This window comes from Pseudomonas sp. SJZ131 (genome assembly GCF_007828705.1).
Taxonomy (GTDB): Bacteria; Pseudomonadota; Gammaproteobacteria; order Pseudomonadales; family Pseudomonadaceae; genus Aquipseudomonas; species Aquipseudomonas prosekii.
In genome coordinates, this window is sequence record NZ_VIVC01000002.1 from 622,320 (window position 1) to 635,844 (window position 13,525).

Consider the following 13,525-nt stretch of genomic DNA (forward strand, 5'->3'; position numbering starts at 1 on the left):
CCCTTATCTTAATAATCCAGTTAACAGATATTGTGGCTGCCATTAGAATGCGATGCAATTGCGCACATCGGTTCATTTTTCACGCAGCCAGCGCAGACCAATCTCCAGGAGTCCCACGTACATGAGCAACATGAACCACGAGCGTGTCCTCAGTGTTCACCACTGGAACGACACTCTGTTCAGCTTCAAGTGCACCCGTGATCCGGGCCTGCGCTTCGAGAACGGTCAGTTCGTGATGATCGGCCTGCAACAGCCCAATGGCCGCCCGCTTATGCGCGCTTACTCGATTGCCAGCCCGAACTGGGAAGAGCATCTGGAGTTCTTCAGCATCAAAGTGCCTGATGGCCCGCTGACTTCTCAGTTGCAGCATCTGAAGGAAGGCGACGAGATCATCATCAGCAAGAAGCCTACCGGCACGCTGGTGCTGGATGACTTGAAGCCTGGCAAACATTTGTACCTGCTCAGCACCGGTACCGGTCTGGCGCCGTTCATGAGCGTCATCCAGGACCCGGAAACCTACGAGCGTTTTGAAAAAGTGATCCTGTGCCACGGCGTGCGTTACGTCAACGAAGTCGCCTACCGCGAGTTCATTACCGAGCACCTGCCGCAGAACGAGTTCTTCGGCGAGGCCCTGCGTGACAAGTTGATCTACTACCCGACCGTGACCCGCGAGCCGTTCGAGAACGAAGGTCGTCTGACCGATCTGATGCGCAGCGGCAAGCTGTTCAGCGACATCGGCCTGCCACCGATCAACCCGCAGGACGACCGCGCCATGCTGTGCGGCAGCCCGAGCATGCTCGACGAAACCAGCGAAGTGCTGAACAGCTTCGGCCTGAAAGTTTCGCCTCGGATGCGCGAGCCGGGTGACTACCTGATCGAGCGAGCGTTCGTCGAGAAGTAAGCACACCGCTGTTTTACCTGTGGGAGCGAGCCTGCTCGCGATGGGGGAATGTCAGTCGACATCAATGTTGACTGTCACACCGCCATCGCGAGCAGGCTCGCTCCCACAGTTGTTTCTGGTGCTCAGTCCTTCGCGGGGATAACTTCGAGGACGCGAATCAAACCAGCCTCGGGGTAATGCCAACGCACATCCAGGTCCCAGAACTGCGCGCCGTATTCTCTTTCGGGTGCAGGAATCTGATACGCCGGGCGAGGGTCTTGCGCCAGACACTGCTCGATCAGCGCCACCAACGGCTCATCCAGACGCTGAGCATGGCCATGCGCCTGCTGCAATGCCGAATCCGTCCACTGCACGGGAATCAGCTGCGGCGCGGCACTGGCAATGCTGTTGGAGGCTTCGTCGATGATGTCGGCGTAAGGCACGTAGGGTTTGATGTCGAGAATCGGCGTGCCGTCGAGCAGGTCGATCCCGGAGATGAACAGCCGATTGGCTTCGACCTTGTCCAGTTTCACCACCGATTGGCCGATGCCATTGGGCCGATGTGTCGCGCGGGTGGCAAACACGCCCATGGACTTGTTGCCGCCCAGACGCGGCGGGCGGACCTTCAGGCGCGGCTTTTCTTCGAGGGCCTGGTGAAACAGGAACAGCAACCAGACATGGCTGACCTGCTCCAGGCCCTGCACCGCGTCACCCTGATCGAACGGCGCCACCAGTTCCAACACGCCGCGCGCGGCCGGGGCCAGTTGCGGTTGACGGGGGATGGCGAATTTCTCCTTGAAGCAGGAGCGCACGAAGCCGATGGGGGAAACGCTGTAGGTCATGGTTTGGGTCGAGGCGGGAATGGAGGCGGGCATGATAACCCGATCGACCGTTACATCGGTGGTGCCTGTCAGTCCGCCATCGAGCAAGCTCGCTCCCACACTGATCTCGCGTGCGGCATAGATCAAATGCAGGAGTGAGCCTGCTCGCGATGGCCGCGCTGCCGATTTAAAGGCTGAACCCACCATCCAACGGAATAATATTCCCCGTCATGTAAGCCCCAGCCGTACTCGCCAGACTGATCGCCAGCGCGGCCATTTCTTCCTCGCGGCCCCAGCGTTTCATCGGGATCAGCGCCGTATCTTCCGCAAGTGCCTGCTCATCGTTGCCAATATGCTGGGTCATTTTGCTTGGGAACCGACCCGGCGCGATCACGTTGACATTGATGTGCTGGCTGACCAGTTCGCGCGCCAGAATCCGCGACAATTGATGCAGCGCAGCCTTGCTCGGCCCGTAGGCATACGCCTGTTCGCCAAACGAAGAAATCCCCGCGACCGAGCCGATGTTGATGATCCGCGCCGGATTGGCTGCCGAACCGGCCTTGCGCAACAACGGCAGAAACTGCTGGATGCAATTGAACACCGAGGTCACGTTCAACTGCATGACCTTTTCCCAGCCCTTCACCGGGTAGCTCTCCAGTGGCGCGCCCCAAGTGGTGCCGGCGTTGTTCACCAGAATATCCAGTTGATCGACCTGCTCGCCGAGGCGCGTGGCCAGTTGCAGTACGCCTTCCTCGGTGGCCAGATTCGCCGCCATTGCCTGACAGCGGCCCAGCGCGCTCAATTCTTCGGCGGTTTGCTGGCAAGCCTCGGCGTCGCGCGCGCAGACGAACACCGTGGCGCCGGCCTCGACGTAGGCCCTGGCGATCATTTTGCCGATACCACGGGTGCCGCCGGTCACCAGAGCGGTGCGGCCTTGCAGGGAAAAGTAGGGGTGCATGGCACTTCCTTCGACTGAGAGCTGAGGGTCAATACACCCTAGTCGTCAGCCGCCAGAAGCGGAGCCACTATTTTTGCGAGGAATGAAGCGCTATGTCGCTCCCCTGTAGGAGCAACGCTTGCTCGCGACGGCGTTTTTGAGATCGCCTTCGCGGGCAAGCCTCGCTCCTACAAGAGGGGGCAGGCGATTACTGCGGGCGAACGCGCAGGGTCAGGCCTTTGAGGAAGTTACGCAGCAACTGGTCGCCGCAGGTGCGGTAGTTGGTGTGGCCGAACTTGCGGAACAGTGCGCTCAGCTCAGGCTTGGACACCGGGAACTCGGAAGCCTTGAGGATCGCGTGCATGTCGTCTTCTTTCAGTTCGAAAGCGACGCGCAGTTTCTTCAGGATGATGTTATTGGTCACCGGCGTTTCGATTGGCTGCGGCGGACGGCTTTCGTCCTTGCCGCGCTTGAAGATCACCAGGCCATCGAGGAAGTGCGCCATGACTTCGTCCGGGCAGCGCACGAAGCCTTCTTCGTCCTCTTCTTTCTTATCGAGGTAAGTCAGCAGGTCTTCCATGGACACGTCCATGCCGCCGATCTTGATGATCTCGATGAGTTTCTTGTCGCTGATGTCGAGCATGTAGCGCACGCTGCGCAGTACGTCGTTATGAATCATGGTGTGCAATCCTGATATCGGCAGTGGGCGCCGCATAAAAAGCGGCGCCGAGATGTAGGGCGGCGTGAAAAGTCTTAGAACTTCTCTTTGCCGGACAGGTAGCGCCATTGGCCCAACGGCACTTTGCCGATGGACACGCCGCCGATGCGAATGCGACGGATGGCGACAACCTTGAGGCCAACGGCCTGGCAGAACAGGGCGATTACGCCCGGTTGCGGGTTTTTCATGGCGAAGCGCAGACGGTTCTCGTTCTGCCAACTGGCCTTGACCGCCGGCAGCTCCTTGCCTTTGTAGGTGAGACCGTGATTCAGGCGATTGAGGCCGTGAGCCACCATGTCGCCTTCGACCTCGACCACGTATTCCTGCTCGATTTTCGCCGCATCCGCCGTGAGTTTTCGCAGGATCTTCCAGTCCTGGGTGAACACCAGCAGACCGCTGGCGTTGGCCTGCAGGTCGGTGCTGGCGGTCAGGCGCAGGAAGTGGCCCTTGAGCGGTCGCTTGCTGAAGCGGTGTTCTTCGCTCAGGGTCTCGGGGCTGAGGGTTGCCAGCGCGGTGTCTGCGTCCATGCCCACGGGCACGTTGAGCAGGATGGTCACCGGCTCTGGCGCAGTGGCCTTGGCTTCTGGATCAAGCTCGACTTTCTGCTGGTCGACCTTGAATTGCGGCTCGTCGATGACTTCGCCGTCAACGGTGACCCAGCCGCCCTCGATGAACAGCTCAGCCTCCCGACGGGAACAGCCGACGAGTTCGATGAGGCGTTTGGAGAGACGAATCGGGTCAGTCATGACAGGGCCGTAACAAAAAAGGGGTGGGCATTGTACCTGCTGGGCGCCGGTTAATCCCGGCTCCATTTGCGAGGTTCGGCTTTTTGTGGGAGTGAGCCTGCTCGCGATAGCGGTGGTTCAGTCAATTTAGCTGTTGAATGACATACCGCAATCGCGAGCAGGCTCACTCCTGCACTTGATTTGTTTTGTGTCAGCCATGGTTGGAACGTTGCTGGTTCTGGCGCAAACGCATGTGCAGCAGCGGGTAGGGTTGGCCCATGCCGTCATGTTCGGTGCGGCCAATCACCTCAAAACCCTGCTTGAAGTAAAACCCCAGCGCTTGCGGGTTCTGCTCGTTGACGTCCAGTTCGTAAGCGTTCAAATGTTCCAGCGCATAACGCAGCAACTGTTTGCCCAAACCCTGACCGCGATGCGCCGGGTCGATGAAGAGCATTTCAATCTTGCCCGCCGCGATCCCGGCAAAACCGGTGATGCGCTGGCGCGAGTCTTTGGTGCAGATCAACATCACGGCATCGAGGTAACGGGTCAGCACCAGGTTCTTCAGCAGTTCGATGTAACTGTCCGGCAGAAAGTCATGGGTGGCGCGCACCGATGCCTCCCAGACCCGTGTGAGTTCTGCGTAATCGCTTTGTTTCGGCGTATGAATGACCGAGTGCTGGCGCATGCCCGCCTGCCTCCGTTGGGTAGTGATAAGAATCCTTTCTTCAGAAACGATAGACGTAAAAAAGCCCCGCATCTCGTCTAGAGAGCGGGGCTTTCGGATTTTTTGCGTTTAGATCTGTTCAGCCCACAAGTCGTATTCGTCGGCGTCGGTGACTTTGCACCAGACTTTGTCGCCCGGCTTCAGGTTGCTGCCGTTGTCGATAAATACGTTGCCGTCGATTTCCGGGGCATCGAAGAAGCAGCGGCCGACCGCGCCTTGCTCGTCGACTTCATCGACCAGCACTTCGATTTCACGGCCGACGCGCAGTTGCAGGCGCGCCGAGCTGATCGCTTGCTGGTGCGCCATGAAGCGATCCCAACGGTCTTGCTTGACGTCGTCCGGGACGATGGCCGCGTCCAGCAGGTTGGCCGGGGCGCCTTCGACCGGCGAGTACTGGAAGCAACCGACGCGATCAAGTTGCGCTTCGGTCAGCCAATTCAGCAGGTACTGGAAGTCTTCTTCGGTTTCGCCGGGGAAACCGACGATGAAGGTCGAACGGATGATCAGGTCCGGGCAGATCTCGCGCCAGTTCTTGATCCGCGCCAGGGTCTTGTCTTCGAACGCCGGGCGTTTCATCGCTTTGAGGACTTTCGGGCTGGCGTGCTGGAACGGGATGTCCAGGTACGGCAGGATTTTCCCGGCGGCCATCAGCGGGATCAGTTCGTCAACGTGCGGGTACGGGTAAACGTAGTGCAGGCGCACCCAGACACCGAGCGAGCTCAGGGCTTCGCAGAGTTCGGTCATGCGGGTTTTCACCGGCGCGCCGTTCCAGAAACCGGTGCGGTACTTGACGTCGACGCCGTAGGCGCTGGTGTCTTGCGAAATCACCAGCAGCTCTTTGACGCCGGCCTTGACCAGACGCTGCGCTTCGTCGAGGACGTCGCCGACCGGACGGCTGACCAGTTTGCCGCGCATCGACGGGATGATGCAGAAGCTGCAGCTATGGTTGCAGCCTTCGGAAATCTTCAGGTACGCGTAGTGGCGCGGCGTCAGTTTCACGCCTTGCGGCGGCACCAGGTCGATCAGCGGGTTGTGATCCTGACGCGGCGGCACGGCGTCGTGCACGGCGTTGACCACTTGCTCGTATTGCTGCGGACCGGTCACGGCGAGCACGCTCGGGTGGACCTTGCGAATATTGCCTTCCTCGACACCCATGCACCCGGTGACGATGACCTTGCCGTTTTCCTTGATCGCTTCGCCAATCACTTCCAGCGATTCAGCCTTGGCCGAGTCGATGAAGCCGCAGGTGTTGACCACCACCACATCGGCGTCTTCGTACGTGGACACAACGTCATAGCCTTCCATACGCAGCTGGGTAAGGATGCGCTCGGAGTCGACCAGGGCTTTTGGGCAGCCCAGAGATACGAAGCCAACCTTTGGATTGGCCGTGGCGGGAGTGGTGGACATGTCTAACCTCGGTATTTGTTGACGCCTCCAGCCGGGAACGGCAAGGCGACTGACGGGCACTTGGTGTGCCTCTGATCAAAAAGTGCGCAATTCTAGCGATGGGCGAGGCACTTGACCAGCTTTATGAGGGAAATGCGACGAGTGCTGCGCTATGCTTCGCGCCGTTGAGCTTTATCGGTTTTTCATAGTCAATAAAACGTCTGTAACAGTAAGTAAAACGGCGCATGCTGCACGGCAAAGCATAGTGCTTCTTATATGAAGTCCGGGTCTGAGTGGTAGGAGTGGTGGATGGGTCAGGCAAGTAGTCAGACGGCGGGCAGCGAGCATTCGGCAGCAAAACCGATCGGCATGCTGGTCGCGGCGGTCGGGGTGGTTTACGGCGATATCGGCACCAGCCCGTTGTATACGCTCAAGGAAGTTTTTTCCGGGGCCTATGGCGTGCCGGTCAACCATGACGGTGTGTTGGGCATCCTGGCGCTGATCTTCTGGTCGCTGATCTGGGTGGTCTCGTTCAAATACATGATGTTCGTGCTGCGCGCCGACAACCAGGGCGAGGGCGGGATCATGGCCCTGACCGCGCTGGCCCGTCGCGCCGCCGCCGGGCATCCGAAACTGCGCACTTTGCTGGTGGTGTGCGGGCTGATCGGCGCGGCGCTGTTCTACGGCGACAGCATGATCACCCCGGCGATCTCGGTACTTTCGGCGGTCGAAGGCCTCGGGCTGGCATTCGATGGCATCGACCATTGGGTCGTGCCGCTGTCGCTGGTGGTGCTGGTGGCGCTGTTTTTGATTCAGCGCCACGGCACCGCGCGCATCGGCATTCTATTCGGGCCGATCATGGTCACCTGGTTTGTCGTGCTTGGCGCCCTTGGCGTTTACGGAATTCTGCAACACCCGGAAGTGCTTCAGGCGATGAACCCGGTGTGGGCCGTGCGCTTCTTTATTGTCCATCCGGGCATGGGCGTGGCGATTCTCGGCGCGGTGGTGCTGGCACTGACCGGCGCCGAAGCGCTGTACGCCGACATGGGTCACTTCGGCCGCAAGCCGATTGCCCGCGCGTGGTTCATCCTCGTGTTGCCGGCGCTGGTGCTCAACTATTTCGGCCAGGGCGCGTTGCTGCTCGGTGATCCGGAAGCGGCGCGCAACCCGTTCTATCTGTTGGCGCCGAGCTGGGCGCTGATCCCGCTGGTCGGTCTCTCGACACTGGCCACTGTGATCGCCTCGCAAGCGGTGATTTCCGGCGCGTTCTCGCTGACCCGTCAGGCGATCCAGCTCGGCTACATTCCGCGCATGCACATCCAGCACACCTCCAGCGCCGAACAGGGCCAGATCTACATCGGCGCGGTGAACTGGTCGCTGATGGTTGGCGTGATCCTGCTGGTGCTCGGCTTCGAATCCTCCGGCGCGCTGGCCTCGGCGTACGGCGTTGCGGTGACCGGCACCATGCTGATGACCACCGTGCTGGTATCGGCGGTGATGTTGCTGCTGTGGAAGTGGCCACCGATCCTCGCAGTACCGTTGTCGATCGGTTTCCTCGTCGTCGATGGCCTGTACTTCGCCGCCAACGTACCGAAAATCGTCCAGGGCGGCGCGTTCCCGGTGATCGCCGGTATCGTCCTGTTCGTGCTGATGACCACCTGGAAACGCGGCAAACAACTGCTGGTCGAACGTCTCGACGAGGGCGGCCTGCCACTGCCGATCTTCATCAGCAGCATCGCCGTGCAACCGCCGCATCGCGTCCAGGGCACCGCCGTGTTCCTCACCGCGCGCCCCGATGCCGTGCCCCACGCGCTGTTGCACAATTTGCTGCACAATCAGGTGCTGCATGAGCAAGTGGTGCTGCTGACGGTGGTTTACGAAGACATCCCGCGCGTGCCGGCGTCACGCCGTTTTGAAGTCGATGCGTACGGCCAAGGCTTCTTCCGGGTCATCCTGCACTTCGGCTTCGTCGACGAACCCGACGTGCCGCAAGCGCTGAAACTGTGCCACCTCGCCGAACTCGACTTCAGCCCGATGCGCACCACCTACTTCCTCAGCCGCGAAACGGTCATCGCCTCGAAACTCGAAGGCATGGCGCGCTGGCGCGAAGCACTGTTTGCGTTCATGTTGCAGAACGCCAACGGCAATTTGCGGTTTTTTAATCTGCCGCTGAACCGGGTGATTGAGCTGGGGACACAGGTGGAGATGTAAGCCTTTGGAGAAAAGCCCCCGCTGCCGTTGAGGTAGCGGGGGCTTTTTTGTGTGTGGTGGTATCGCCTCTGGCTCAAGCCAATCAATTTTTTCCGCTTGATCTATGCAGAATTAAACGCAACACTCTGCGCACAAACGTATGCAGGGTTAAGACATATAAAGAGGCAGGAGGTGTGTATGACTGCATTGCTAGAGCGTGCTGACCAGGCAATCTCTGTGACTGCAATGGTAAGGGGCTTCAGTGCAAGGCTTAAGGAAATATCCAGCCGCGCCACTGAGCGTCTGGTGATCTTTAAAGACAATCAGCCAGCGGCGGTCATTATCAACGTCGATGCGTATCAGGAAATGCTCGATGAGCTTGAGGACCTTCGCATCGAGGCCGCAGCTCGCGAGCGATTGATCGGTTTTGATCAGGCCACGGCGGTCAGCCACGACAATATGCGGGCCCGCTACGCCAAAAAGGACTAAGGGAGCTGTGGATGATTTGGGGCGTTATCTATCATCCGGAAGTCCAGAAGGATCTGGATCTGCTCGGAGCTGTTTCTGCTAACCGTATTCTTGATGTGATCGAAGAGCGAATAATCAACGGCGAGCCGGACAAGAGCGGTAAACCGCTCAGGGCCAGCCTTGCAGGCTGCAGACGGATTCGAGCAGGCGACACGCGCATTGTTTACCGGGTTAACGGGAAAGCGATTGAGGTATTGATCATCGCGGTGGGCGCCCGGCGCGACGCAGAGGTATACGATGCCGCGGAACGCCGTGTTTAAAAGCCCCCGTTGCCGTTGAGGTAGCGGGGGCTTTTTTGTGTCTGGTGGATATTTCGAAGGAACAAAAATCCCCTGTAGGAGCGAGCCTGCTCGCGATAGCGGTGGATCATTCGCTATCGATGCTGCCTGAGCCTACGCCATCGCGAGCAGGCTCACTCCTACAGGAAAGCAGGGTGTCTGCTGCAATGAAAAAGCCCCCGCAACCTTAGGCTGCGGGGGCTTTTTTATTCAGCGAGGCTTACATCACTCCTGCGCTGCTTCTTCCTTGGCCTGACGCTTCTCGATGATGTCCACCAGCCGCTTTGCCAGCGCCGGGTAGTTTTCATCGAAGTGATGCCCTCCCGGCAGTTTCAGCGCTTCGCCTACGGCGCTCTTGTCAGTACAGCCGCTCTCGTCGACTTCTTCTTCGCCGTAGATGCACACCACTTTGTCGGCGGGCAGTTTGGCCATTTCCGGGCCAGTGGCGGCTTCTTTACCGGCGTTGCCGAGCCAGCCTTCGACTTCGATTTCGAAGCTGCCGGTGCGGGCGAACGCCAGCAGAATGATCGCGTCGACGCGTTGCTGCTCGGCGGGTTCCAAGCGGTTGTAGATCGCTGGCAACACGTCGGCGCCGAACGAGTAGCCGGTGAGGATGAAGCGTTTGGTGCCCCATTTCTGCCGGTAGTGCTGCATCAGTTCGGCGAGGTCGAGGGCGCTTTGCTCGGGGCTCTTGTGCTGCCAGTAGTAGCGCAGGGTATCGATACCGACCACCGGATAACCGATTTTGGCCATCTCGCCCGCCACATCGCGGTCGAGGTCGCGCCAGCCGCCGTCACCGGAGAGGAACAGGGTGACGGTGTCCTTGGCCTGGCCAGCCGGGACTTCGACGACCGGAATCTGCAGGCCGCCTGCGGCTTTATCGCCGCCGACGAGAATCTTGCGCAGTTCGTTGTTCAGCACTTGCGGCAGGTTGATGTCGTAGTCGCTGATGCTGGTTTCGGCGTTGGGTTGATCGCGCACAAAACCGGCGCTGGTGTCGTCCGGGTTGTCGTTCCAGGCCGCCAGCCAGTGGCCGTGGGTCGCAGTTTTTGGCAGCAGGTGCGTGCAGCCGGGTTTTTCCAGCGCGAGGTCGACGGAAACGGCTTGCGCCTTGTCGTCCTTCTGCTCGGCCAACCAGCGCCACGCCAGCACAGCGCCGGGGCCGATGCCGCTGACCAGCGTTGCCGGGCCTTGCAGTTGGCGCAAACCCGATTGCAGCGCGCGGCTTTGCAGCAGGCAGTCCTTGGGCAGGATCACCTGGACGATCTGCGCCGAACCGCTGCGGCTCAGGGTCTTGAGTTGCTGGTCGTTGAGTTTCTGTTCGTCGGGCACTGCCACCAACACCTGAGCCTTCGGCGTGGTGCCGGGGATCACGCGTGTCATGGCCACGCCATCGGCTGGCGGCAGTTGTTCGAGCGTCGGTTCCGGTGCCGGGCGTTTCATGTACCAGTAACCGCCACCGGCAATCAGGGCCAGCATTACCAGTGCCGCCAGTACGTACCGCAAGGAGCGTTGAATCATCAGCGTTTCACCAATCCAGTCAAGCCGCCTGCAATCAGGGCGGCAGTATCGGCCAGCGCCACCAGCGGATCGAGTCCGGCGGGCACGGCCATATAACGGGGTTCCCAGTCAGGCTGGAATTTGTCTTTGAAGCGGCGCAAGCCTTGGAAGTTGTACAGCTGCTCACCACGGCGGAATACCATCGAGCCCAGACGCTGGGTCAGCGGTGCGCCACGCCGGGGTTGTAGCCCCGAGAGCGGCACCATGCCCAGGCTGAAACGCGCGTATCCATGGTTTTTATAATGTTGAATCAGGCCGACCATCATGAATTCCATGGTCAGCTTCGGCGCTTCCGGGTGCGCGCGCATCAGGTCGAGGCTGGCCAAGTCATGGCTGTAAGTCTCGAGCAGGTTGGCGAATGCCACCGGGCGCCCTTCGAAACGAATCACCGCGACGCGGAAATGCTTGAGGTATTCATCGCTGAAACGGCCGAGCGAGAAGCCTTTCTCGCGCACGTTCTTGCCGGTCAGCCAGGCATCGGAAATCACCCGCAGCTCGTCCATCGGCGCGTGGCCCGGTTCGTGGATTTCCAGCGACAAGCCGTCGCGGGTGCCACGGTTCCAGGTGTAGCGCAGGTCTTTCATCTCTTTGCCCTTGGCTTCGAGATCAAAGCGATGCAGATCGACCCGCGCTTCTTCGCCGAGCTTGATCGCGGTCAGGCCGATGTCCATGTAGTACGGCAGGTTCTCGGCGCGCACCTGATAGAACACCGGGCGGGCGTGATGGATATCGCAGAGGTCACGGAACTGCCAGATCATTTCCGCACGTTGCTGGCTCGGACCGATCGGGTCGTACAACGCCACCAGGCTGCGGCCACGGCGCGCGTACATCAGGAACGCCTGGTCGTTGGGATGAAACAGCAACGCCTTGTCGCCGGTGAGCGCGAGGCCGCCGTCGGGTTGCGATGACGCCATGAGGATTTTCACCGCGCGGTCCAGCTCTTCCGTGGTCGGCAAATGAATCACCGGACGCGCCGTGCGCAGCAACCAGGTCAGCGAAACCACCACCAGCAGCACGGCGGCGCCCAGCAGCGAGCGCAAGCCACGCGGCGCATCGGCGTCGAGGGTGAACTGCCACCAGAGCTGATGGCTGTAAGGCACATCCTGATACGCAAACAGCAGCAGCCACATCGACGCCGCGAGAACGCACAGGCTGGCCACCAGATACAGCGGCGAGAACGGCAGTTCAGTCAGGCGGCTGGCGCGATAGAACGAACTGCGAAACACCCCGAGCAGGCTCGCGGTGAGGGTCATCAGGCAGGCTTCTTCCCAGTCGAAACCCTTGAGCAGCGAGAGCAGGGCGCCGACCAGCAACAGAATGGTGGTGAGCATCCACGCCGCCGAGAGTCGGCGGCGCAGGCCTTGAGCCAGCAGCAAACACAGCACGCCGATCAGGCTGGCGCCAAAGTGCGAGGCGTCGACCAGGCGATGCGGGATCAGAAAACCGATGTGTTCCAGGCGGGTGTCGATCTCCGGAGTCGCGCCGGAAAACAGCAGCACCACGCCGGACAGGAACACCAGCAACGCCAGAATCGGCGCCGCCAGACCGGACGCCGCGCGCAGCGACTGGCGCGATTGGAACAGGCGTTGGCCTTCATTGATCAGCAGGAAGATGCACGCGACCAGCAGCGGCAGCACCACGTAAATCAGACGATAAAGCAGCAGCGCAGCGGCGAGTGGCGCAGCGCCGAGCGTGTCGGCAAACGCGGCAAGCAGAATCGCTTCGAACACGCCGACGCCGCCGGGTACATGGCTGAGCACGCCGGCGGCCAGCGCCAACAGGTAAACCAGCAGGAACGCACCGAAGGGCGGCGCTTCCGGCAGCAACAGATACAACACTGTGGCGGCCGCGGCGACGTCCAGCGCGGTGATCACCAGTTGCAGAAAAGTCAGGCGCCGGCCCGGCAGGCGCAGCGTGCGGCGGCCGGCCTTGACCAGCAAGTTGTCGGGGTAGGGCTGTTCGGGCAAACGCCGACGATAAATACCGATCGCCAGCACCGCAGTCAGCAGCAGCACCGCAGCGGCAATCACGCCGAGCAATATTTCGGAAAGTCCCAGCGCGGCAGAGGCGGCGGGCAGGTTGCTCAAGGTCGCGAGCGCTGCCAGCGGTGGTAGCGCGCAACCGAGTGAGAGGCTGGCAAACAGCGTCATGTGCGCGACGTCGGCAGCGCCCAGACCATGCCGTGCATATAAACGGTAGCGAACCGAGCCGCCCGAGAGCATCGACAGGCCGATCGCGTTACCGATGGCGAACGCGGTAAAACCGCCCAGCGCCAACGTTCGCGGCGCCAGCGTGACGCCGGCATAACGGCTGGCCGACCATTCGTAGCCGAGCAAAATAATGAAGCCAACAACAGTCGCGGCCAGCGCACCGATCAATGCCGGTTTCGGCACTTCCAGGATCGAGTCGTGGAGTGCGTACAGATCAAGTTCGCTTAATAGATGGCGACAGGCAATCAGCGCAATGGCGAACAACAGCAGGGTGACCGCCAGACCAATCGGCTGGCGGTACTTGCTGACTCGATCAAGCAGGCGCAAACGCTCGGCTTTGATCGGTTGTGTCGCGGTGACGGGGTCTTGTGAATCAGACGAATTGGCGCGCATCAATCACCTCTTGGATTGTGCGCGACAGGATGGAGGTATCGAGCCAAGTTACCAATCCCTGTAGAAAAAAATAATCACAAATTGTAACGCCTCTCACCGCTGTTCGGTGATCGTGCGTCATCGGTCGTACACAGCCAGCCAAGGACTCAGCATAGACTGGCCTGAAGGCGAGGGC

General features: G+C 60.4%; 12 protein-coding genes. 4 read left to right on the top strand and 8 right to left on the bottom strand.

Annotated elements, in window-relative coordinates; translation table 11 throughout:
• The first annotated feature begins 121 nt into the window (after window positions 1-121).
• Window positions 122-901 carry a ferredoxin-NADP reductase gene (fpr, locus tag FBY12_RS09750; protein WP_003443014.1) on the top strand — a complete coding sequence of 260 codons (780 nt, stop codon included), beginning with the start codon at window positions 122-124 and terminating at the stop codon, window positions 899-901.
• Window positions 902-1,023: 122 nt separating this feature from the next.
• Here the strand turns inward: fpr and tsaA are convergent, their stop codons facing one another.
• The 6 genes from tsaA to rimO form a co-directional block, all read right to left on the bottom strand.
• Window positions 1,024-1,722: a tRNA (N6-threonylcarbamoyladenosine(37)-N6)-methyltransferase TrmO gene (gene tsaA, locus FBY12_RS09755; RefSeq protein WP_145253288.1), complete on the bottom strand. Its 699-nt coding sequence runs from the start codon at window positions 1,720-1,722 to the stop codon at window positions 1,024-1,026.
• A gap of 166 nt (window positions 1,723-1,888) precedes the next feature.
• Window positions 1,889-2,659 carry an SDR family oxidoreductase gene (locus FBY12_RS09760; protein ID WP_145252739.1) on the bottom strand — a complete coding sequence of 257 codons (771 nt, stop codon included), beginning with the start codon at window positions 2,657-2,659 and terminating at the stop codon, window positions 1,889-1,891.
• 187 nt (window positions 2,660-2,846) lie between these two features.
• Entirely contained in the window at window positions 2,847-3,317 is a 471-nt protein-coding gene (locus FBY12_RS09765; protein ID WP_092272289.1) for a DUF1456 family protein, read from the bottom strand.
• Between the two features lie 74 nt (window positions 3,318-3,391).
• On the bottom strand, window positions 3,392-4,102 hold the full coding sequence (locus FBY12_RS09770) for an rRNA pseudouridine synthase (RefSeq protein WP_121731065.1): 711 nt from the start codon (window positions 4,100-4,102) through the stop codon (window positions 3,392-3,394).
• A 190-nt stretch (window positions 4,103-4,292) separates the two neighbouring features.
• On the bottom strand, window positions 4,293-4,766 hold the full coding sequence (locus FBY12_RS09775) for a GNAT family N-acetyltransferase (protein ID WP_145252740.1): 474 nt from the start codon (window positions 4,764-4,766) through the stop codon (window positions 4,293-4,295).
• Window positions 4,767-4,874: 108 nt separating this feature from the next.
• Window positions 4,875-6,212, bottom strand: coding sequence for a 30S ribosomal protein S12 methylthiotransferase RimO (rimO, locus tag FBY12_RS09780; RefSeq protein WP_092272280.1), 1,338 nt, complete (start codon window positions 6,210-6,212; stop codon window positions 4,875-4,877).
• Window positions 6,213-6,500: 288 nt separating this feature from the next.
• Between rimO and FBY12_RS09790 the strand changes: the two genes are divergently transcribed.
• The 3 genes from FBY12_RS09790 to FBY12_RS09800 all read left to right on the top strand — a co-directional run bounded on the left by FBY12_RS09790 (window position 6,501) and on the right by FBY12_RS09800 (window position 9,169).
• On the top strand, window positions 6,501-8,402 hold the full coding sequence (locus tag FBY12_RS09790) for a potassium transporter Kup (RefSeq protein ID WP_145252741.1): 1,902 nt from the start codon (window positions 6,501-6,503) through the stop codon (window positions 8,400-8,402).
• 177 nt (window positions 8,403-8,579) lie between these two features.
• Window positions 8,580-8,870: a type II toxin-antitoxin system Phd/YefM family antitoxin gene (locus FBY12_RS09795; protein ID WP_121731062.1), complete on the top strand. Its 291-nt coding sequence runs from the start codon at window positions 8,580-8,582 to the stop codon at window positions 8,868-8,870.
• Window positions 8,871-8,881: 11 nt separating this feature from the next.
• Complete coding sequence (locus FBY12_RS09800; RefSeq protein ID WP_121731061.1) at window positions 8,882-9,169, top strand: type II toxin-antitoxin system RelE/ParE family toxin; 288 nt, start codon at window positions 8,882-8,884, stop codon at window positions 9,167-9,169.
• A gap of 243 nt (window positions 9,170-9,412) precedes the next feature.
• On the opposite strand, the gene FBY12_RS09805 is transcribed toward FBY12_RS09800, so the two are convergent.
• Both FBY12_RS09805 and mprF read right to left on the bottom strand, forming a co-directional pair.
• Window positions 9,413-10,708, bottom strand: a complete 1,296-nt coding sequence (locus FBY12_RS09805; protein ID WP_145252742.1) for a virulence factor family protein — start codon at window positions 10,706-10,708, stop codon at window positions 9,413-9,415.
• The gene (gene mprF / locus FBY12_RS09810) at window positions 10,708-13,350 is read right to left on the bottom strand and encodes a bifunctional lysylphosphatidylglycerol flippase/synthetase MprF (protein WP_145252743.1); all 2,643 of its coding nucleotides are present in this window, start codon (window positions 13,348-13,350) and stop codon (window positions 10,708-10,710) included. The genes FBY12_RS09805 and mprF overlap by 1 nt, the downstream gene beginning before the upstream one ends.
• Window positions 13,351-13,525 lie beyond the last annotated feature (175 nt).

Coding starts and splice junctions, on each gene's coding strand:
- fpr (WP_003443014.1), top strand. CDS start 122: ATGAGCAACATGAACCACGAGCGTGTCCTCAGTGTTCACCACTGGAAC.
- tsaA (WP_145253288.1), bottom strand. CDS start 1,722: ATGACCTACAGCGTTTCCCCCATCGGCTTCGTGCGCTCCTGCTTCAAG.
- FBY12_RS09760 (WP_145252739.1), bottom strand. CDS start 2,659: ATGCACCCCTACTTTTCCCTGCAAGGCCGCACCGCTCTGGTGACCGGC.
- FBY12_RS09765 (WP_092272289.1), bottom strand. CDS start 3,317: ATGATTCATAACGACGTACTGCGCAGCGTGCGCTACATGCTCGACATC.
- FBY12_RS09770 (WP_121731065.1), bottom strand. CDS start 4,102: ATGACTGACCCGATTCGTCTCTCCAAACGCCTCATCGAACTCGTCGGC.
- FBY12_RS09775 (WP_145252740.1), bottom strand. CDS start 4,766: ATGCGCCAGCACTCGGTCATTCATACGCCGAAACAAAGCGATTACGCA.
- rimO (WP_092272280.1), bottom strand. CDS start 6,212: ATGTCCACCACTCCCGCCACGGCCAATCCAAAGGTTGGCTTCGTATCT.
- FBY12_RS09790 (WP_145252741.1), top strand. CDS start 6,501: ATGGGTCAGGCAAGTAGTCAGACGGCGGGCAGCGAGCATTCGGCAGCA.
- FBY12_RS09795 (WP_121731062.1), top strand. CDS start 8,580: ATGACTGCATTGCTAGAGCGTGCTGACCAGGCAATCTCTGTGACTGCA.
- FBY12_RS09800 (WP_121731061.1), top strand. CDS start 8,882: ATGATTTGGGGCGTTATCTATCATCCGGAAGTCCAGAAGGATCTGGAT.
- FBY12_RS09805 (WP_145252742.1), bottom strand. CDS start 10,708: ATGATTCAACGCTCCTTGCGGTACGTACTGGCGGCACTGGTAATGCTG.
- mprF (WP_145252743.1), bottom strand. CDS start 13,350: ATGCGCGCCAATTCGTCTGATTCACAAGACCCCGTCACCGCGACACAA.